Source organism: Nostoc sp. ATCC 53789 (assembly GCF_009873495.1).
GTDB classification, from domain to species: domain Bacteria; phylum Cyanobacteriota; class Cyanobacteriia; order Cyanobacteriales; family Nostocaceae; genus Nostoc; species Nostoc muscorum_A.
In genome coordinates this window covers 967772-987543 of record NZ_CP046703.1, presented here as the reverse complement: position 1 = coordinate 987543, position 19772 = coordinate 967772, and the positions used below count along the sequence as shown (strand labels likewise).

Annotated in this window: 13 protein-coding genes; 5 read left to right on the top strand and 8 right to left on the bottom strand. The window is 41.3% G+C overall.

Annotation, left to right across the window (positions count from 1 at the left end):
• Positions 1-203 precede the first annotated feature (203 nt).
• Positions 204-401, top strand: a complete 198-nt coding sequence (locus GJB62_RS03950; RefSeq protein WP_041565841.1) for an NblA/ycf18 family protein — start codon at positions 204-206, stop codon at positions 399-401.
• Between the two features lie 476 nt (positions 402-877).
• Here GJB62_RS03950 and GJB62_RS03945 read toward each other — a convergent pair whose 3' ends face one another.
• From GJB62_RS03945 to GJB62_RS03930, 4 genes are all read right to left on the bottom strand, one after another.
• Entirely contained in the window at positions 878-2431 is a 1554-nt protein-coding gene (locus GJB62_RS03945) for a serine/threonine-protein kinase (protein WP_114083577.1), read from the bottom strand.
• An 875-nt stretch (positions 2432-3306) separates the two neighbouring features.
• Positions 3307-4320, bottom strand: a complete 1014-nt coding sequence (locus GJB62_RS03940; RefSeq protein WP_114083578.1) for a glycosyltransferase family 2 protein — start codon at positions 4318-4320, stop codon at positions 3307-3309.
• Between the two features lie 487 nt (positions 4321-4807).
• A complete protein-coding gene (locus tag GJB62_RS03935) occupies positions 4808-5254 on the bottom strand; it encodes a hypothetical protein (protein WP_114083579.1) in 447 nt (148 codons plus the stop codon).
• 131 nt (positions 5255-5385) lie between these two features.
• Positions 5386-6615, bottom strand: coding sequence for an anhydro-N-acetylmuramic acid kinase (locus tag GJB62_RS03930; protein WP_114083580.1), 1230 nt, complete (start codon positions 6613-6615; stop codon positions 5386-5388).
• A 702-nt stretch (positions 6616-7317) separates the two neighbouring features.
• Here GJB62_RS03930 and GJB62_RS03925 point away from each other — a divergent pair.
• The 3 genes from GJB62_RS03925 (at position 7318) to GJB62_RS03915 (ending at position 11629) form a co-directional block, all read left to right on the top strand.
• Positions 7318-8118 (top strand): hypothetical protein, encoded by an 801-nt coding sequence (locus GJB62_RS03925; protein ID WP_114083581.1) that lies wholly within the window; start codon positions 7318-7320, stop codon positions 8116-8118.
• A gap of 482 nt (positions 8119-8600) precedes the next feature.
• Entirely contained in the window at positions 8601-10016 is a 1416-nt protein-coding gene (locus tag GJB62_RS03920) for a folate/biopterin family MFS transporter (RefSeq protein ID WP_114083582.1), read from the top strand.
• Positions 10017-10132: 116 nt separating this feature from the next.
• Positions 10133-11629 carry a carotenoid oxygenase family protein gene (locus GJB62_RS03915; RefSeq protein ID WP_114083583.1) on the top strand — a complete coding sequence of 499 codons (1497 nt, stop codon included), beginning with the start codon at positions 10133-10135 and terminating at the stop codon, positions 11627-11629.
• Positions 11630-11633: 4 nt separating this feature from the next.
• Here GJB62_RS03915 and GJB62_RS03910 read toward each other — a convergent pair whose 3' ends face one another.
• From GJB62_RS03910 to kdpA, 4 genes are all read right to left on the bottom strand, one after another.
• Positions 11634-12788: a universal stress protein gene (locus GJB62_RS03910; RefSeq protein WP_181852886.1), complete on the bottom strand. Its 1155-nt coding sequence runs from the start codon at positions 12786-12788 to the stop codon at positions 11634-11636.
• A gap of 167 nt (positions 12789-12955) precedes the next feature.
• Positions 12956-13558: a K(+)-transporting ATPase subunit C gene (gene kdpC, locus GJB62_RS03905; protein ID WP_114083585.1), complete on the bottom strand. Its 603-nt coding sequence runs from the start codon at positions 13556-13558 to the stop codon at positions 12956-12958.
• 343 nt (positions 13559-13901) lie between these two features.
• Positions 13902-16007, bottom strand: a complete 2106-nt coding sequence (kdpB, locus tag GJB62_RS03900) for a potassium-transporting ATPase subunit KdpB (protein WP_114083586.1) — start codon at positions 16005-16007, stop codon at positions 13902-13904.
• 350 nt (positions 16008-16357) lie between these two features.
• A complete protein-coding gene (gene kdpA, locus GJB62_RS03895; protein WP_114083587.1) occupies positions 16358-18043 on the bottom strand; it encodes a potassium-transporting ATPase subunit KdpA in 1686 nt (561 codons plus the stop codon).
• Between the two features lie 522 nt (positions 18044-18565).
• Between kdpA and GJB62_RS03890 the strand changes: the two genes are divergently transcribed.
• Positions 18566-19675 carry a HAMP domain-containing sensor histidine kinase gene (locus GJB62_RS03890; protein WP_114083588.1) on the top strand — a complete coding sequence of 370 codons (1110 nt, stop codon included), beginning with the start codon at positions 18566-18568 and terminating at the stop codon, positions 19673-19675.
• Positions 19676-19772: the final 97 nt, after the last annotated feature.

Genomic DNA, 19772 nt, shown 5'->3' with positions numbered 1-19772 from the left:
GACTTGGGTAGTATATCAGCAGGATTAGGTGCAAGATATCATATCAAAAAAAATCCACACTTAGGATGTGGGCAACGTGTCAAACAATTGTTATCTTTCTTAATACGGAGGAACAAATGTTGGACACATACAAGTCCAATTATTATCCCATTTGGACTTCTGTAAGCGATATCACCTTTACGCGTTTTTTTACGGAGTTAAATATGAACCAACCAATGAAACTATCCTTGGAACAGCAATTCAGCATCTGCTCATTTGCCACTCAAGTGCAGAATATGAGCCACGACCAAGCTAAAGACTTTTTAGTAAAGCTCTATGAGCAAATGGTAGTGCGCGAGGCAACTTATCAGGAGCTTCTTAAACATCAGTGGGGCTTAGATTCCGGTTCCACTATGGCATAGAGTCGTTCTACTGTCGCAGTGGACGACCTCCTTCTCTTGCTTGGTTCCAAGGAGGAAAAGAGCTGGGGATGTCGGGGCGTCAACTTCGATAAACAATTCCAAAAGAGCGGCGCAAGAATTCAATTCAATAAATTAACTAACAACTAGTAAAACTTTCGACTGCACATCTGCTGGAGTCTAGACATAACTTTAGCTTTGCAGGCTAAACTTACCGTTCACTTGAGCAAAACTTTTTTACTGTCTCTTTTGTCTGCTCAGAGAATTACACCTGCGTAATATTTACAACTCTTTGAAATATGTACACAAGAATACTCAGAGATAACCTAGACATGCCTGATTTTGCAGATCGCGTTTTCACTCTTTATACATATAACTAGAACTTACATCTTTATATATATTTTGTTTATAAAAGTTTACATTCTTTGGGTTAGTAGCTCTTAGCTACATATATTACATGTAATATTAAGAAATTATTCTTAGCTGGAAAGATCGTATGGAGAATCTGTATCAATGCTTTCCAGTTTTGCCAGAATTTGAGGCTTGATTTTTTCGTACTCGCTTTTGAGCAAGCTTTTACTCATTTGCGGGTCGGCAGAAGACATCAATGTGTTGCTCATTGCGACCCACTCTTGCAGTCGTTGACGCTGGGCAGAAGCGACGCTGGAAGGTAAGATGTGTGTACAGCGATTTGGTGTTTCTCGTGCAAAGAACAACAGTCGGTAGTAACCTGTGTGCTGTAATAACCGAGTAATTTCTTGACCAAGACTGGTTTTAAGATCAAGGTAGTAAGGTAACCATTTGGCACCATGCTTGCGGTTGTAGATGACAGTAATCCATAGCAACATGGGATGGGGAATAGAAATAAAAAGAAATTGGTTATAGCGGGTACAGAGTAAGCGCTTCTGAATTTCTTCTTGCGGTAGCATCACCCATAGCGCTGGTAAAACCTCCCCATTGCTTTGAATGGACTGAGGAAACACAATATCGGCAATTGGTTTATTTTGAGGCCAAGAAATAGCACGAGCGATTTCATCGTTAAACAAGGATGCCCGCAAATCGGCTTTAGTCTTTTGTTCAAGCTCAGGACTAGCCGTAGTAGTAGGAATTAGGGCATAGCTATCTTGCTTAACTTTGCGTGTATGCTCAGGTTTTTCTAGAGATGCTAGAACTCTCAGGATTTCGTTGATACTCTGGGGGCGATCGCGTGCTACCTTAGCGAGACAACTCATCACCAAATTTTCGATTTCTTTTGGTAGTTCTAACCCAGGTGCAACCTCAGCAAAAGAACGTGGTTTTTGATAGTGATGTGTTTTATACCATGCTCCAAAAGAATGAGTTTGTGCCACTAGTGGCATTTTGCCTGTGAGCATCTCAAACATCATTACACCCAAACTATAAATATCAGCACGGTTGTCTAATTCCTTACCCTCCATCTGTTCGGGAGAAGAATAAGCCAATGTCCCCAAATAGAATTTTGTATGGTCGCCATCCGACTGTAATAACTTAGCAATACCAAAATCTAGAACCTTGACCAATTCTCCGAAACTGGGATCTTGAATCACCAGCATATTGCTTGGCTTGACATCCCGATGGATAATTGGGCAAATTGTGCCCTCAACTGGGATGCCATCATGAGCGCACTGTAACCCCAGACTTAGTTGACGCGCCATACTCAGAAATCTTGGTAAAGGCAGTCGTTGCTTACGAATAATATTGTTTAGGCTTTGTCCTTGTAGATATTCCATGACGTAGAACGGGGTATTATTCTCATCTACGCCATAGTCCATAACTCGGACAATGTGGATACTTTTTTGACCTAGTAAAGCACAGGTTTTTGCTTCTCGCTCAAAGCGGTCTTGCAATCGCATCTTTTCATTTTGAATTGATAGAGCGAGAAACTTAACCGCGACAGGTACACCTCCCAACAAAGTATCTTTAGCACGATAAACTCGACCCATTGCTCCAGTACCGATTAACTCCTGGAGTTGGTAGCGTTTGCTGAGTAAGCGACCAATGTTGGGGTCTGACATAGAGAATTTGAATCCAAAAGCAGGTTGTAAGTGTTTAGGAGAAAAAGTGCATTCAAACTATATCTGAATTATTGCGCCCAGAAATGACTTTCTAGATTCGTACCATAAGGCAGAAATAGAAGTCAAAAAATAAAAAGCTTATAGGATAGGCTGTTGGATGATTTCCAATCGTTGCTCTATCTACACAGTTCTGTGCTAGTACACTGGGGTGGAAATTTGCCTACCTTTAAGAAGAGGATTTTGCCCCAAGTCTTGTTTAATTAAGATAGTAAGTACATTTACGCAGTGCTATACTAGCTTTTTCTAGCCCTCTTTTAGAAGATTGCAGCCATCCTGTGGTAGTTTGCAACAGAGATGGTAATTACAACTGGTGCAATATGCCAGAGCAAACAAGCGGAAAGAGTAGATAATGAAGCTTCATATCATTTTGCACTTTAATTATGTTGTAGTTTTAGTTTGCCCAATTTTGAGTCAATAGATAACTCTAGCATCTGCCAAAAATCTTAATTGGGAACTACCACACTCACTACAGAGTTATGATAACTGAGTGATGAGTCAGAGTTTTGAATATCAATAAAGCATCAAAGAAAGAGATGAGGGCTTCCTGTCTAGCTTTTATCAGCTCCAAGCCCTTGTGTCTCATAAAAAGTTCTCTAGTTTGCTAGGATTTGTAACTGTGATTTTAGTGGTCAATGACTCACAACTAAAGTTTTACTTGATTAACACTTTCATTCTACTTCCAGCAAAACTGTCTTCTGCCTTTGTTTTGTTTAGTAGGGATAACAACAAATACTTATTGCTTGACCAGGTTTTAACCTTCAGACTTATTATAACTAGGTAAAAATGTATTATTTACGCATGAAATTGTGATAATATCAATTCGCTATTGTTCGTTTTTTCTGTAGGTTATAAGACATATCAAAAACTGATTTATTACCCATTACATAGTATTGTATTCGACGTTTAATAATATTGTTCAACTGGGAAATAAAAACAGAAAAGAAGTGCGGATTTTTCATGATTTCTCTTAATGCTGTTAACCATCTTCTTTGCTTTATAGGCACTACAACTTGATAGTAAGCTAGATGTTTTTTATAGGATGCAAGATTATAAGATAGAGCAAGCATTAAAGCTGGATTGTTTTTCACCCTTTCTTGTTGCATGAAAGAATTAGTAGCTATGCAGCATTGATTTAGACGTGATAATATACTTTGACGTACAAGAGAAATAGGGCGTGAGCGGTAGAAATAATAGGGTTCTGGCACAATAAAAAAGCGGGCACCATTGATGAGGCATTCCACATCAAACCAAAAATCTTCAGCTATGCTCACACTTTCATCGTACAGAATGCCGTGCTTAACCAAAAATTCTCGTTTGAATATAGGCTTGCTTAAACCAAAAGGCAACACTGGTTCTCCATAGACACCACTTTTTACAAATGAAATGAGATCAATTTGGAGAGCTTCATCTAGATACTCTCCATTTTCTTGAATAAATGTACTCCAAGGAGATGTTGCGCCATCGTGGATTAAATAGAGATCGTCAGCAATTATGTCTGCATTTGTTTTCGCTGCCAGCAACAGAAGTTTTTCTAATCTTTCAGGAGCATACCAGTCATCTGAATCAAGAACAGCAACCCATTCTCCTTTAGCTGCTTTGATGGCACGATTACGCGCAGCAGAAACTCCAAGGTTTTGTTGATTAACTATTACTTTGAGGCGTTGGTCAGTAAAACTTTTAGCGACTTCTACAGTTTTATCACTTGAACCATCATCGACTATGATGACTTCAATATCATGGAGCGTTTGCTCTAAGGCTGACTGTATCGCCTTCGCAATATAAGCTTCAGTATTGTAAGCAGGAATAATGACGGATACTTTAGGATTCATAAAACTGAACTCCTGATTACACAGTTAATTAATAGTCCTAAGATTATGAAGATAATTTTGATAACTTCCTCTTTACTATACAACTAAGTAGTCGGCAGGGCAAACGCATCTAAAATTACTCTTGATCGCAACCAACATTAAAAACAAATGAAAAAATGCTTATTTTTCGTTTGATTTAGTTTGCAAGATCAAAGCGATATCTAGGACGGGCTATGACACTCTCTACGAGACGCTGTGCGTAGCTTGCTTCTTTGCAGCAGAACGAATACTCGCTATCGATGTCGCTTAAATTTTTATCAATAAAAAAGTCTTTATGAAATCTTTAAACTTTATTGAGAATAAATTAGTTTTATTCATATTGTATGTTGTTTTGAGTAAGTTGGTGAAAATAAACTTGAACATTGCCAAATCATTACGTTGCTAGAGTTATTTAGACAATATGGCTTCAGTTTACAGGTTAGACTCACAGCAGCGAGGTAAATTGCTCTTAGGTTGATTGACGCTCTAGGCTAACTTCCATTGTGTTAGTTAAAAAATGACCAGCTAAGATACCACTACTTAGGTAATATCTATCTTCGGAAATCCGATGTAGGGTTTCAAAGCCACTACGACGCTGACGATCGCCTAGTACCCAGTAACGCTGCACAATAGTATCTAGACCAATCCAACCTTCACCTTCAACTTGCCCCAAAATATTATGCTGTAGTAAAAAAGTATACTGACGCTCTCCCTCATGCAATCGTCCTTTGTATTGTAGAGAGATTTCTGAGCGATCGCTACCAGGAAATATCAGCTTTGTAGCCATAGTGAACCAGTTATCTCGATTCCAAGCTACCAAGGTCATACCCTTGACGCTGATTGGCATACCATTTCGTTCCAGCCAATTTCCTTGCATTGCCCAGCGTCCTGGTTCCAATAAAAAAGTATGAGCCACCTTATATATTCCCTGTCTTGATCGAGTACCGCCAAGATTACAGTTATAGCAGTGCTGTACATGAATAGCGGGGCGTTTAGTTTGTGCTGAGTGAATAATGAAGAAATTTTTTATTGTTCCTCTTTCAGAACTCAGGACTGACTTTGGTGAATTTCTCCCAAAAGCACTTCTTGAGGTGCCCCAGTAGCAGTAGGTAGATTGCCAGGAATGCCCAAATGCCGCCAGTAGGCTAAAACTGCAAAAGCGATCGCTTCTTTAAAATCTGCATTTAATCCAACTTCATCTGTAGCCAATACTGGGATTGATGCCAACAATAATTCTAATCGACGTTTCAAATAGAGATTGCGGCTACCACCACCACATAATAGTACTCGTTGTGGCATTTCTGGCAAAAAAGTTCGGTAACTATGAACAATCGAAGCAGCTGTCAGTTCCGTCAGAGTTGCCAGTATATCAGCAGCATTGAGTTGGTATTCTTGGGCATCTTTTAAACACTGATGTAGATAAGTCACACCAAATAACTCCCGACCAGTAGATTTGGGCGGTGGTAAATGAAAGTAATCTTGGTTGAGCCATTGTTCTACCAAAGGATGGCAAGGAGTACCACTTGCTGCCCAATTGCCATTTTCATCGTAAGTTTTAGCACCAGCGCTTAAATGCTCTACCGCCAGATCCAACAGACTATTTCCTGGGCCAGTATCCCAAGCACGAATTTTTGAGAGCCAATCGCCATACCGAGGCGGAATATAAGCGACATTACCAATGCCACCAATGTTTTGAATACAACGCCCTTCTTCAGGATGACTGAGCAAATAGGCATCTACTCTGGGCACGAGAGGCGCACCATGTCCACCAATAGCGATATCAGCAACGCGGAAGTTGCTTACAGTTGTAATGCCCGTAAGATAGGCAATCAGTTCACCCCGCCCTAGTTGGAGACTATAACCCAAAGGAGTGCTTAGTGCTGAATGAGGAGTGAGTATTTCTCTCCCCCTGCTCCTCTGCTCCCCTGCTCCTTCTTTGGGTGGTCGATGATAAACCGTCTGACCGTGAGAGCCAATGAGAGTAGCTAGCTGATGACCAATTTGAATATTTTGGGCGGCTTGGGCAAAGACAATGGCGATCGCATCATCCATTTCTGCCAATTCTGCCATTGAGATGGCAACACCTGCACCAACCGCTAGTATTTTTTCTCTGAGTTCAGCTGGATAAGGATATGTTTTACCGACTAGTAACTCAACTTTAAGATCCAATTCTGTACCGGAAATCTCTACTAACACAGCATCTATGCCATCTACGGATGTGCCACTAATTAAACCGATAACGCGAGTAGAGAGAGCAGCTTTTTCAGTCGGATGCATTGTTCAAGATTCTTTTTAGGATTGCAAGAGGTAGTTTAATTCATGCTACTACCCATGTCAAAAAAAGTAAGGTGGCATAGTTGATTGGAAAAAGATGAATTTTGAGGGAAAGGGTGAGAGGCAGTCGACAGCATAACGTCGTATTCACTTGAAGTCAAAAGAATAATTTTTAAATTACAGCAATTCTAGAGTTATGAAATGTATGAGACCTATCTGGATGTATTGTGAAAAATGATGTAATTGGTTCTCATAAACAGATTATGAAGTTAATTACACAGCAAAATGCAGGTTATGTAATTACGTGAAAGAAGAACCAAGATAATCTTGTTCTTGAGGTTGAAAAACTATTCAGCCAAGGAATAAGCACTGATTTTCAAGGTTTGGCATCGCACAATGCCTCATGCCTTCTTGATCTAGAACCCTAAAAATATAAACTGCCTGCGAATCTCAAAACGGCACTTTTTATAAATGAAGCTTATTTACAATTTAGCACTGATAACTTCGCATTTTCTACATAAAGCTATAGATATCACAGAACATAATATCAGTGATTATCCTCTAAATAAAGTCCAATAGCCTGCATTTCTATCTGGGTATAGTCAAATCAAAAAAGTAGTAATCCCTCTGATGTTGGAATCTATAAGTACATCGCACAATGAGGCTATGAACACGAAAGATTAAAAAACGAAAAGGGATTGTAAAATGAAAAATCTTTTAATTAAGTCTGCGATCGCTTCTGGTGTTGTTTTGTCCTTAGCTACTGTTAGCCGTCCTGTAATGGCTGCGTCTTTTACGATATCAATAGAAAATGCAGGCGTACAAAATGCACAATTATCAAATCTTGTTAATGCTAATGTACAAACTTTTGATGCACAAACACAAGGTTACAGTGCAACAGGATTTCAATGGAATGAGGGAACAACAAATATTGGTAGCTATAAGAATACTCTGATCATGAATCCAGACCAATATGGTGCTGCTGGTGGAACAGGCAAGTATTTTGATGTAGACACGAATAGATCGGGTAATGGTCAAACGGTTTCTACCTTAAATTTGACAACCGCACAAAGTTACTTTGGACTTTGGTGGTCTGCGGGAGACGCTAGTAACGTACTTGAATTTTATTCAAAAGGTAATCTTGTAGAAAGAATTACTACTGCTGATGTGGCTAGCTATATCGGAAAGCTACCAAATTCAGGCGGCTACAATGGTAATCCTACTTCTACTTACAAAGGTCAGGATAGTAACGAACCCTTTGCGTTCATCAACTTCTACGATGTTGCCGGAACTTTTGATCAGGTTAAATTCACCAATATTGGTGGAACTGGTTTTGAATCAGATAATCACACAGTCGCCACTGGCTACAAGAGTATTACCGGGAATGTCGTTACAGCAGTTCCTGAGTCTTCTTCTCTATTAGGAGTTTTTGCGATTGGTTTTGTGGGTGCTGCTTCAGTTATGACCCGTCGAGCCAAGAAAAAGTCAGTTTTGCAATTGTCTTAAGTCTAGTAGCTTGCAAACAAGATAATTTTTAGCTTACATTAAGTATCTTCTGCACTTCTGATGATAATTAAGAGAATATCACCTCAAGCGATCGCCACTTTAATAGCACTGCTTTAAAGCAATTCTATTAAAGACACCAATTCTAGCTCAGTAAGATTTGCCTGATTTTCTCTATGCCTTACTCCCAGGCTCGACTTCGCGTAGCGTGCCACAGGCAGGATTTCAGAAGTTCCAGCAAAAAGTCAACATTAAACACAAGTTAGGGTGAGCTTACTTAGGTAAACTCACCCTAATTGTTTTGCTGTTTATTTTATGGACAACCACTCTACAACACTTAAGATAACGCCTAGATTGCCTTCTGCTTAGAGATATTGGCATTACCCAGCCTAAAAGCTTAACTTGGCATAGAACTGATCCTAAAGCCTAGGTTTTAAGAATCGATATGATAGAAAAGTAGATAAAACTTAAAAAATATTTATCGAATGGTGCTTCAATCATCTGGCTTGTCCAAGGTCAAAGACTCATTCACACAAAAAATCTTCTTGGGTAATGAACCCAATGCGGAGTTAATTGCAATTCTCACCGTTTACTTTGTCCAAGGAATTTTAGGGCTATCGCGTTTAGCCGTGAGCTTTTTCCTCAAAGATGAACTGTTGCTGAGTCCAGTCCAGGTGTCGGCGCTATTGGGAATTGTCTTCCTACCTTGGATGATCAAGCCGGTATTTGGTTTTATCTCTGATGGCTTGCCCATATTTGGCTATCGTCGTCGTCCTTACTTGATTTTATCCGGGGTACTGGGAACCGCTTCCTGGATGAGTTTGGCCACAATAGTTCATACTAGTTGGGCAGCTACATTAGCGATCGCTCTTGGTTCTCTCTCCGTCGCCATGAGTGACGTGATAGTTGACTCGCTAGTTGTGGAACGTGCCAGAGGGGAATCCCAAGCAAAAGCCGGTTCACTACAATCTGTATGCTGGGGTGCTTCTGCGATCGGAGGTTTAATTACAGCATACTTTAGCGGTCTGCTGCTTCAATACTTTACTACCCGTACTGTCTTTGGAATTACTGCCTTATTTCCTCTCATTGTCTCAGGGGTAGCTTGGTTAATTGCTGAATCTCCCGTTAGCAAAGGTACTAATGAGAGTAATCAAACTAACCCTTTACCAATCAAACATCAACTGAAGCAACTACGCCAAGCCATTACCCAAAAAACAATTTGGCTACCAACGGCTTTTGTCTTCATCTGGCAAGCTACCCCAAATGCTGAATCAGCCTTTTTCTACTTCTCTACCAACGAATTACACTTTGAACCAGAATTTTTGGGACGGGTAAACTTGGTGACAAGTTTCGCTTCTTTAGCAGGTGTTTGGATTTTTCAACGTTTCCTCAAAAGCATTCCTTTTCGCGTGATTTTTGCTTGGAGTACCGTCCTTTCTTCAATGTTAGGAATGACGATGCTGTTGTTAGTGACTCACACAAACCGACTGTTGGGTATAGATGACCACTGGTTTAGTTTGGGCGATAGTCTTATTCTCACTGTGATGGGGAAAATTGCCTTTATGCAAGTCATGGTTCTAGCAGCAAGGCTTTGTCCCTCTGGAGTGGAAGCAACTTTATTTGCCTTGTTGATGTCGGTATTTAATTCAGCAGGAACGGTTTCCCAAGCATTGGGGGCATTAATCACCTATTGGTTAGGGATCACTGCAACTAACTTTGAGTCACTTTGGCTATTGGTGATAATTACTAACCTTAGTACGCTGTTACCCCTACCATTTATCAACTGGCTACCTGCTGCTGAAGAGCAAGCTGAGACATCCAAAGATGGGGAACAAGCTTTCTTACCTGATTTGATGTCTGAGTTGGTACTGACAGAACCAGAGTCGGAAATAGTGGAATAGTGTAATAAATCCAAAGTCGAGTCAGTGCGCTGCCTCCCTGTTGCAACCTTGCTGCAACGGAATTATTTTTAGCTGCTACATATTTTTGTACGAGATAACAATAAAAAACAAAGCTTATGCATTTGAAAAGTCAAGAAAGCCCGGTTACAGAAAAATCTTATACTCGTGCAGATTGGCAAGGTGGGTATCAATCTCTCACCCAAGAATTTGATTATTGGATTGATGATATAGAAGGGGAAATTCCCAGAGAATTAGAAGGCACGCTGTTTAGAAATGGCCCCGGTTTGTTGGATGTGAATGGAAAATTTCTTCATCACCCGTTTGATGGAGATGGGATGATTAGCAAAATTACCTTTACCAACGGTCGTGCCCATTTTCGCAACCGCTTTGTCCAGACAACTGGGTATTTGGCAGAGCAAAAGGCGGGAAAAATTCTTTATCGCGGTACTTTTGGTACTCAAAAACCCGGTGGTTGGCGAGCTAATATCTTTGATTTCAAACTCAAAAATATTGCTAATACAAATGTTATCTATTGGGGTGGTAAACTGCTAGCACTATGGGAAGCTTCTGAAGCATATCGCCTCGATCCCAAGACTCTTGAAACTTTGGGAAATGAATATTTTAATGGTGCTTTGTCAGCAGGTGAAGCTTTCGCTGCTCATCCCCGCTTGGAAAATAATTGTGAACAAGATGGGGGCGAACCTCGCCTAGTAAATTTTTCGATTAAGCCAGGATTATCTACCACCATTACTATTTTCGAGCTAAACTTAGTGGGTGAAATTGTTAGACAGCAAGCTCATAAGGTTCCCGGTTTCTGTTTCATTCACGATTTTGTTATTACTCCCAACTACTGCATCTTCTTTCAAAATCCTGTCACATTTAATCCCATACCTTTTGCCTTGGGAATACGTGCGGCAGGAGAATGTATCAAATTTCAAGCAAATCAGCCAACTAAAATTATAATTATTCCCCGTTTTCCCAAAGAAGGGCAAGAAGAGATAAAATTTCTGGAAACTCAGTCGGGTTTCGTTTTCCACCACGTTAATGCTTTTGAGGTAGGAGAGGAAGTTCTGATTGATTCTATTTGCTACCAAGATTTACCAGAAGTGGAGCCTAAAAGCGATTTTCGACAAGTTAATTTCGAAGCTTCTTCACCTGGGCAACTTTGGCGATTTTATCTAAATCTCAAGAATGGGACAGTGCAGCGAGAATTGATTGATAGTCGCTGTTGTGAATTTCCCAGCATCCATCCGGCGAATGTGGGACACCCTTATCGATATCTATATATAGGTGCGGCTCATGCAGAGAGTGGTAATGCTCCCTTGCAAGCATTGCTGAAAATTGATTTACAGTCTGGAAAAAGACAGTTTTGGAGTGCTGCACCCCGTGGTTTTGTAGGTGAACCGATTTTTGTCCCGCGCCCAGATTCTGAAAAGGAAGATGATGGTTGGGTATTAGCTTTAGTTTATGATGCTGCCCATCACCGCTCAGATTTGGTAATTTTGGATGCTAGTGATTTCTCTAAAGGAACAATTGCACGGCTACATCTCAAGCATCATATCCCTTATGGGCTGCATGGAAGCTTTACTTCTGAAGTTTTTGGGGAAATTTGATCTCCTATTTGGATGAAACCATTTTTTCGCTGGCAATGATATGCAAATCGATATTTTTGAGCAAGCGCACCAATTTTTGCGTCAAAGATCCTTTGAGGAGCATTTGCCAGCGCGATCGCTGACTCTCTCCAATTACAATTTGGGTAATCCGATATTTCTCGGCGACTTCTGCGATCGCATTAGCTATGTTACTGTTAGTAACACGAAGAAAAGTACCTTCAAATTCGTTACAGAGTTTCTCACAAGTGTGAATGTGTAGGCTTTCCTCCTTGGTGAGGAACCGTTCTGGATCGGCAACAAACAAAGTATAAAGTGGGGCATTCATGTAGCTAGCTAACCTCGCACCCCGGCGTAACAACTGTACTGAGTTGGGATAGGTGGATACACACACCAAAACGCGCTCATGAATATTACAGGATTGTCCATTGGGGATAGTCGCGATCGCATTTTCTTCTACGTTGTCTGCGACTTCGCGCAAAGCTAACTCCCGCAAAGCAATCAGGTTACGGCGTTGGAAAAAATTATCGAGGGATTGCTGGATTTTTTGGGGTGCGTAAATCTTGCCTTCTAATAACCGTTCTTGCAATGTTTCTGGTGTGACATCCACTACTACTATTTCATCTGCTTCATCCAGAATTCTGTCAGGAACTCGCTCACGGACTACAACCCCAGTAATTCTAGCTACTAAGTCATTAAGACTTTCCAAATGTTGCACATTCATTGTGGAGTAGACATCAATACCTGCTGCCAAAACTACTTCTACATCTTCGTAGCGTTTTTCGCGTGGGGAACCAGGGACGTTGGTATGGGCAAGTTCATCGATTAAGGCTAATTGGGGCGATCGCTTTAAAATAGCATCTGTATCCATATCCGTTAGTGTCAACTCACCGCGAGGATATTGCTTACGGGGTAAAATCTCCAGTCCTTCTGCCTTTTCGGTTGTATCCTTGCGTCCGTGAGTTTCCAAAAGCCCAACGATGACATCAATGCCTTCTTGTTTAAGTGCGTGTCCCTCTTCTAGCATCCGGTAGGTTTTCCCTACTCCAGGAGCCATACCAATAAATATTTTATGCTTACCCCGCCGTCGTGCCGGATAAAGTGAGTAACTTCCAGAATTTAAAGGTGCAGTGCCATTCGAACCAGTATTATTATCTGACATTTCATTCTTTGTTTCTATCGCAATCCTATTTCATCGGAAAACGGCGCTTTATCTATCCCCCTTAGAAGTGCTGTTAACGGATAGCTAGGGTTGAGCGCGTGAATAGTAAATCTGACTTCTTTGCTCACAACTACTCGGAACTGTTTTGCCCAATTCCCAATGCCCATTTATTGATTTTGCTGACGATTAATATCTTGCAAGTCAAGAGCATAATTCAATCGGAGAACATTGACTCCCGGCTCACCAAAAATCCATAAAAATCTGTCATCGGTATACTTGTTAATTAAACGTAGGATCTCATCTTCTTTGACTCCCCGCGCACCAGCAACCCGCGTCAATTGCTGCCGTGCTGCTTTGAAGGAAATATGCGGATCTAAACCAGAACCAGAGGTATAAATCATATCAGCGATCGGTTGAAGATTTTCGTCTCGCAATTGATTTGCCTCTTCTAGAATCCGCTTTAGTAGCTCTGGATTACTAGCAGCGAGATTACTGGCTCCAGATATGCCAGTTGGCTTGGCTTTTTTTCCTTGGCTATATCTAACAGTACTAGGACGAGGATGGAAATATCGCTCGGATGTGAATAGTTGACCAATCAAAGCTGAACCAATTGGTTCATTATTTAGATTCAGCATAATGCTGCCATTCGCTTGATAGGGCAAAAAAACTTGACCCACTACAAGAATGATCAGAGGATAGATGATTGCAGTCAACAACCAAAGCATTAGAGTTATAAAAATTGCTCTGATAGTTTCTCGAATAATAGCCATAAAAACTTTTCCAATTATTACTAAAATTAATTTTTAATTTTAATTCTTTTACCCAATTAGAACGATGTTTAAAGATGCTGCTGCTAACAGCATAAATATCTAGGGCAATTACCACATTCAAGCACAGCAGGATAAAAATAGCGAGTGTGAGTGTTGTTTAAGCAATTGCAACCAAACAAAGAACATCGCCTGTATCAGATTTATCGACAAAAACTTTTCCCAAACATCGACCTGTTTATTCATATTCTTTTGGTTCTCTCTCTCAACGGTAAAAGTAAAAATGTTTATTATTTTACTTTGGTCAAGATGCGCTCGTTTCGCAGCGTCTCTACTTTTTCTATCCTTAAGCCAAACCTACAAGTGTAATCAGTATGTCTATCAACTTAATGGCGATAAATGGCGCAATCACCCCACCTAAGCCATAAATTAAGATATTGCGTTGGAGTAGCTGATTAGCTGTCAGTGGTCTAAACCGCACACCCTTCAATGCCAAGGGAATCAAAGCAGGAATAATCAAAGCATTATAAATCAGCGCTGATAGTACAGCAGACTTAGGGCTAGTTAAATTCATAATATTCAGGCTTTGTAGATTAGCAGCGACAAATATCACTGGGATAATTGCAAAGTATTTAGCAATATCATTAGCGATAGAAAATGTCATCAAAGCTCCGCGAGTAATCAACAATTGTTTACCAATGCTAATGATATCGATCAGCTTTGTCGGATCGGAGTCCAAATCCACCATGTTGGCGGCTTCTTTTGCAGCTTGTGTCCCTGTATTCATGGCAACGCCAACGTTAGCTTGGGCTAATGCGGGAGCATCGTTAGTCCCATCTCCCGTCATGGCAACTAGTTTACCTGCTGCTTGTTCCTTTTTAATGACACTGATTTTGTCTTCTGGTGTGGCTTCAGCGATGAAGTCATCCACTCCAGCTTCTTTAGCAATAACAGAAGCTGTGATTTGGTTGTCTCCAGTTAGCATAATGGTACGCACTCCCATCCGTCGCAGTTGGTCAAAGCGATCGCGGATACCAGGTTTAACTATATCTTTGAGATAAATAACCCCATAGATTTCGTTATCTAAACTAACTGCTAGAGGTGTACCTCCCAAGCGAGAAACTCGTTCGTAGGCAGCATCCAATTCTGGCGTATTGCGTCCGTTGCGAGAACGGACAAATCCTTTAATGGCTTCTACAGCTCCCTTCCTTGCCTCATACCCACCAGGTAAGTTAGTCCCACTCATCCGTGTTTTGGCGGAAAAATCAACTCCTTCTGCCTGGTTGGAATCAAAATCAAACCGTGCTACTAGTTTTTCTGCCAGTCGAATAATAGATTTACCTTCTGGTGTATTGTCAAAGATACTAGCCGCCCACGCAACATTAGCAATTTCTGATATTGAATGACCGTTTATAGGGATAAACTCTTCCGCCAAACGGTTGCCGAGGGTAATTGTACCTGTCTTATCAAGAACTAAAGTGTTTACATCACCACAGGCTTCGACTGCTTTTCCGGAAGTGGCAATGACGTTAAATTGGGCAACTCGATCCATACCAGCAATGCCGATGGTACTGAGTAAGCCGCCAATGGTTGTAGGGATTAATGCCACTAATAGGGCAATTAAAGTTGGTACGCTGACTGGACTGTTGACATAGTAAGCAAGTGCGGGCAGAGTTACGACGACTAACAAAAACACTAAGCTGAGAACTGCCAACAATACAGTCAGGGCAATTTCATTGGGTGTTTTGCTGCGTTCTGCCCCTTCTACTAAGGCAATCATCCGGTCAATAAAGCCTTTGCCTGGGTCAGTAGTGATCCGGATAATTAATTCATCTGAGATAATCCGCGTCCCACCAGTGACAGAACTGGAAACATCTGAGCCTGATTCTTTTAATACTGGTGCAGATTCTCCAGTAATTACCGATTCATCTACTGAGGCAACGCCCATAATTACCTCGCCATCGCCGGGAATGATATCGCCAGCAATAACGTAGATGTTATCGCCCTGTCTCAGGCTAGTGGATGAAACTTCACTAATTGTGCCGTCGGGAGCGAGTTTTTTAGCGATCGCCTCTGATTTCGTTAATCTCAAGGCATCAGCTTGAGCTTTACCCTGTCCTTCTGCCACTGCTTCGGCAAAATTGGCAAACCAAACTGTAAAGAATAAAATCCCCGACAGTAAGCCATTGAAAAGTTGCGGGTTCTTTTGTAGGGCTGGGCCAAATAAATTGGGATCAATCGTGAGCAATAGAATGATGATTGTCCCCACCCAAACCACAAATATTACTGGATTTTTGATTACATACTTAGGGTTAAGCTTGACAAAAGCATCTCTAATTGCCCTTAAGTACAGCCACTTTTTACTTGTCCTTGCTTTTTTACGTCCTTGACGGCGATCGCCAGAACGAGGATTTGGCCGTCTAGCTCTGAAGTTAGTTGCCACTTGATTCATGAATAAAGTTAGGAGTTAAAAGTTAAAAATTAGGAGTTAGGAGTTAGAAGTTAGGAGTTTCCAATAAAAAATAGATCTAACCTTTAGGGCACGCTATGCGATCGCGAACACAATGCCAAAGCGATGCTCGTTCCTACCTACCTCTATTCGCGTTCGATTGTCACCAGAAGGACGGACGATCGAACGCGAACAACGTGTCGCAGACAAGACTCGCTAATACCAGTCGCCTACGGTAGGAAATCCTCCTACAGCGATGGATTCAGCACAAAGCACTGGCTCCCCTACAAAACAGGATAATTTATTTATTTTTTGGTATTCTCTTAATTCCAGACTTATAACTCATAAATTTTCTAATTGCCAGATGCTAGTTTCAAACCCTCAGCTATGGGGCCTAAAGCTAAAACGGGAAAGAAAGTCAATACTCCCAAAATCAATGTCACTCCAGCAGTGATACCAGTAAATACTAGAGAATCAGTTCTTAGGGTACCAAGGGTTTCTTGTACTTGTTGTTTGCGAGACATACCGTCAGCTAACAGCAGGATGGCAATTATCGGAATGTAGCGTCCTCCTATTAAGCTAACTAAAGTACTCAAGTTCCACCACAGGGTGTTGTCCTTCAACCCTTCCAAGCCGGAGCCATTATTTGCGGCGGCTGAGGCGTATTCATAAACTACTTGAGAAATACCGTGATGGCCAGAGTTACTAATTCCAGAGAGAGAGATGGGATAAGCCAGGGCGATCGCACTGGGAATCAAAACTAGAATTGGGTGAATCAACAACACGACGCTGGCGAGGACAATTTCGCGTTTTTCAATTTTGCGTCCTAAAAACTCTGGGGTGCGTCCTGCCATTAGTCCAGTTAGGAACACTGTAAGAATTAAGTAAATAAATAAGTAAGCTGTTCCAGTTCCCTGTCCACCCCAAATAACCTGGATAAACAAATTGAAGAGAGTCGAAAATATTCCTTGGGGCATCAAAGAATCGTGCATCCCATTCACAGCGCCAGACATAGTAGCGGTAGTCATAACTGCCCAAAATGCCGTTTGTAACCAGCCAAATCGAACTTCTTTCCCCTCTAAATTGGGTTGTTCTAATCCAAAGGCGTTATTAACTAGGGGATTACCTTGCAATTCTCCCACGGCTGTCACTCCCACCAGAACGACAAAAATCACAAACACCATCCAAAAAAGCAGCCAAGCTTGTTTGATGTTGTTGGCGAATATACCGTAGGTGTAAATCAACGCTGCTGGGATAGAAATCATGGCGATCATTTCTATTAAGTTAGAAGCGCCATTGGGATTTTCAAAAGGATGTGCTGAGTTTACGCCAAAAAAGCCTCCGCCGTTCTCGCCCAAAAGTTTAATCATTTCAAAGGATGCCACTGGGCCTCTGGCAAGATATTGTGTTCCGCCTTCTAAGGTTCTCACATCCATAGTCTTCGCTAATGTTTGTGGTACACCTGTTAGAAGCAAAGCGATCGCTCCAATAATCGAAATCGGTAGCAATATGCGCGTAATTGCACGGACGATATCGACATAAAAGTTTCCCAGCCTTCTACCCGTCAGCCCGCGAATAAAGGCAATTCCCACAGATAAACCGGTGGCTGCGGAGGTGAACATCAAAAAGCCTAAAGCCGCTACCTGGCTAAAATAGCTTAAGGTTGTCTCACCAGCATAGTGCTGCTGGTCAGTATTCGTTACAAAGGAAATGGTTGTATGCAGTAATACATCCCAACTGGTAGCACCAAAACCATTAGGATTCCAGGGCAATAGCCTCTGAAAATATAACAGTAAATACACTGAAATACCCATAATCAGGTTGCTGTACAGTACAGCCCGGATATACTGCGAACCCGTCATATCATCTTTTCTGCGAACACCCGCTAGTACGAACATACTTCGTTCTATGGGGTTCATTAAAAAATCCAGTAGTGTTCTTTCTCCCAAGAAGACACGGGCTATGTATCTACCGAGTAGCGGAGTAATTGCTATGACAATACACAGCGTTAAGCCAATTTGCAAAAAACCTTGTCCCATATATTTCGCGCAGGGTAAAATTTAAGTGCTAGCAAACCAATTATTAGAAATAACAGATTAACTGTTGAAGTATTTGATTTGGAGGAATTTAGTGATATCTCATATCACCGCCATTTTGTAATCTGGATTTACTATTTTCAGTTATTGCTATCCAGATACTTATTTAACTTATTGTTAAAAATATTTAATCTTTACTTTTAATTCATCTAATTCGCTAGTTAGTATTATTTGTTTATACAATACATTCTCGAAGTTTGCTACGTTCAAAGAATATAAATATTTAAAAGGATTTTATTAAATAAATGACGGTATGGGAAGGTTGTTTTAGATACCCTGGCCCTTGTGGACAACTACCCAGTCCCCAATCCTCAGTCCCCAGTCCCCTTTTTTGCATCTGGACAATCGTAATTTTCGGGTTAATACTCAAGTGAATATTTGCAGATATAGATTGCAGATAAATCATAATCGCTGAATTAAATAGTTGTAAAGATTGTGGGATAAAGATTTTTTAGTAAATCAGAAATGACGATATTAAGTCGATTAGTGGCTATGAAAGAAGCTATAAATGAGCGTGGAGAGACTTATGGGCTAATAGCGATCGCCTTTGCGATCGTCATAGGCTTAGAATATTTGACACCACCTGAGTACGTATTCGGCTACCTCTACACAGGGACAATTTTGTTAGCAGATTCTCGACTGAATCGGAAAGCAGTATTGGGGATCACTCTGGCTGCTACAGGATTAACATTATTGAATTTGTTTGTCCCCGGAGGAGAAATGATTAATGCCTCAACTTTGGCAAATCGGCTGATTGCAGTATTGGCGTTGATGGTAACGGGTTGGTTAAGTGACCGCAACCACCGCAATGAAGAAGCGATCGCTTATACACAAGCACAATTACGCTCCCAAGAACAACTAGCTATCATGCGTGAAGATTTTGTTTCCACCCTAACGCATGATTTGAAAACACCCCTATTAGGAGCAATTGAAACGCTGAAATATTTTCAAAATGAGCAATTTGGTGAAATCACACCAATGCAAGCAAAAGTTCTCCAAACTATGGCTCGTAGTCACCGGAGTACACTGCAATTAGTCCAAACTCTTTTAGATGTATACCGTAATGATGCTGAAGGGCTGAAATTACAGATATCACCTGTTAACTTGGCAACTGTGGCGGAGGAGGTAATCGCTACCCTGGCTGAACTAGCGAGAACACGTCAGGTTTATATTTCTCTACACTATGGCGAATCAGATTTTCGGAGCTTTCTCTGGGTAAATGGCGATCCTTTGCAACTGGGGCGAGTCTTCACCAATCTCCTGAGTAATGGTATTAACCATACCCCCCGTGGCGGTAAAGTGGAAGTGGTACTTGAAGGTTATTCTAGCGATCAAGTGGTAAAAATACTCGATACTGGTTCCGGCTTTACCGAAGAAGAGTTACCCCACTTATTTGAGAGATTTTATCAAGGACATAGCGATCGCCACGTCTCAGGATCGGGACTAGGGCTTTATTTAACCAGGCAAATTATTGCTGCTCATGGGGGTACAATTTGGGCAGAGAATCGCTCACCACGGGGAGCAATGTTTGGTTTTCGACTCCCAGCTTGTCCACTACCGGGAGTAGGTGAGTAGGGAAGCAGGGGGGCAGGGAGCAGGGGAGGCAGGGGAGGCAGGGGAGGCAGGGGAAGAAGAACTATTTATTGACCAATGACCAATGACCAATGACAAA

Coding starts and splice junctions, on each gene's coding strand:
- GJB62_RS03950 (WP_041565841.1), top strand. CDS start 204: ATGAACCAACCAATGAAACTATCCTTGGAACAGCAATTCAGCATCTGC.
- GJB62_RS03945 (WP_114083577.1), bottom strand. CDS start 2,431: ATGTCAGACCCCAACATTGGTCGCTTACTCAGCAAACGCTACCAACTC.
- GJB62_RS03940 (WP_114083578.1), bottom strand. CDS start 4,320: ATGAATCCTAAAGTATCCGTCATTATTCCTGCTTACAATACTGAAGCT.
- GJB62_RS03930 (WP_114083580.1), bottom strand. CDS start 6,615: ATGCATCCGACTGAAAAAGCTGCTCTCTCTACTCGCGTTATCGGTTTA.
- GJB62_RS03925 (WP_114083581.1), top strand. CDS start 7,318: ATGAAAAATCTTTTAATTAAGTCTGCGATCGCTTCTGGTGTTGTTTTG.
- GJB62_RS03920 (WP_114083582.1), top strand. CDS start 8,601: ATGGTGCTTCAATCATCTGGCTTGTCCAAGGTCAAAGACTCATTCACA.
- GJB62_RS03915 (WP_114083583.1), top strand. CDS start 10,133: ATGCATTTGAAAAGTCAAGAAAGCCCGGTTACAGAAAAATCTTATACT.
- GJB62_RS03910 (WP_181852886.1), bottom strand. CDS start 12,788: ATGTCAGATAATAATACTGGTTCGAATGGCACTGCACCTTTAAATTCT.
- kdpC (WP_114083585.1), bottom strand. CDS start 13,558: ATGGCTATTATTCGAGAAACTATCAGAGCAATTTTTATAACTCTAATG.
- kdpB (WP_114083586.1), bottom strand. CDS start 16,007: ATGAATCAAGTGGCAACTAACTTCAGAGCTAGACGGCCAAATCCTCGT.
- kdpA (WP_114083587.1), bottom strand. CDS start 18,043: ATGGGACAAGGTTTTTTGCAAATTGGCTTAACGCTGTGTATTGTCATA.
- GJB62_RS03890 (WP_114083588.1), top strand. CDS start 18,566: ATGACGATATTAAGTCGATTAGTGGCTATGAAAGAAGCTATAAATGAG.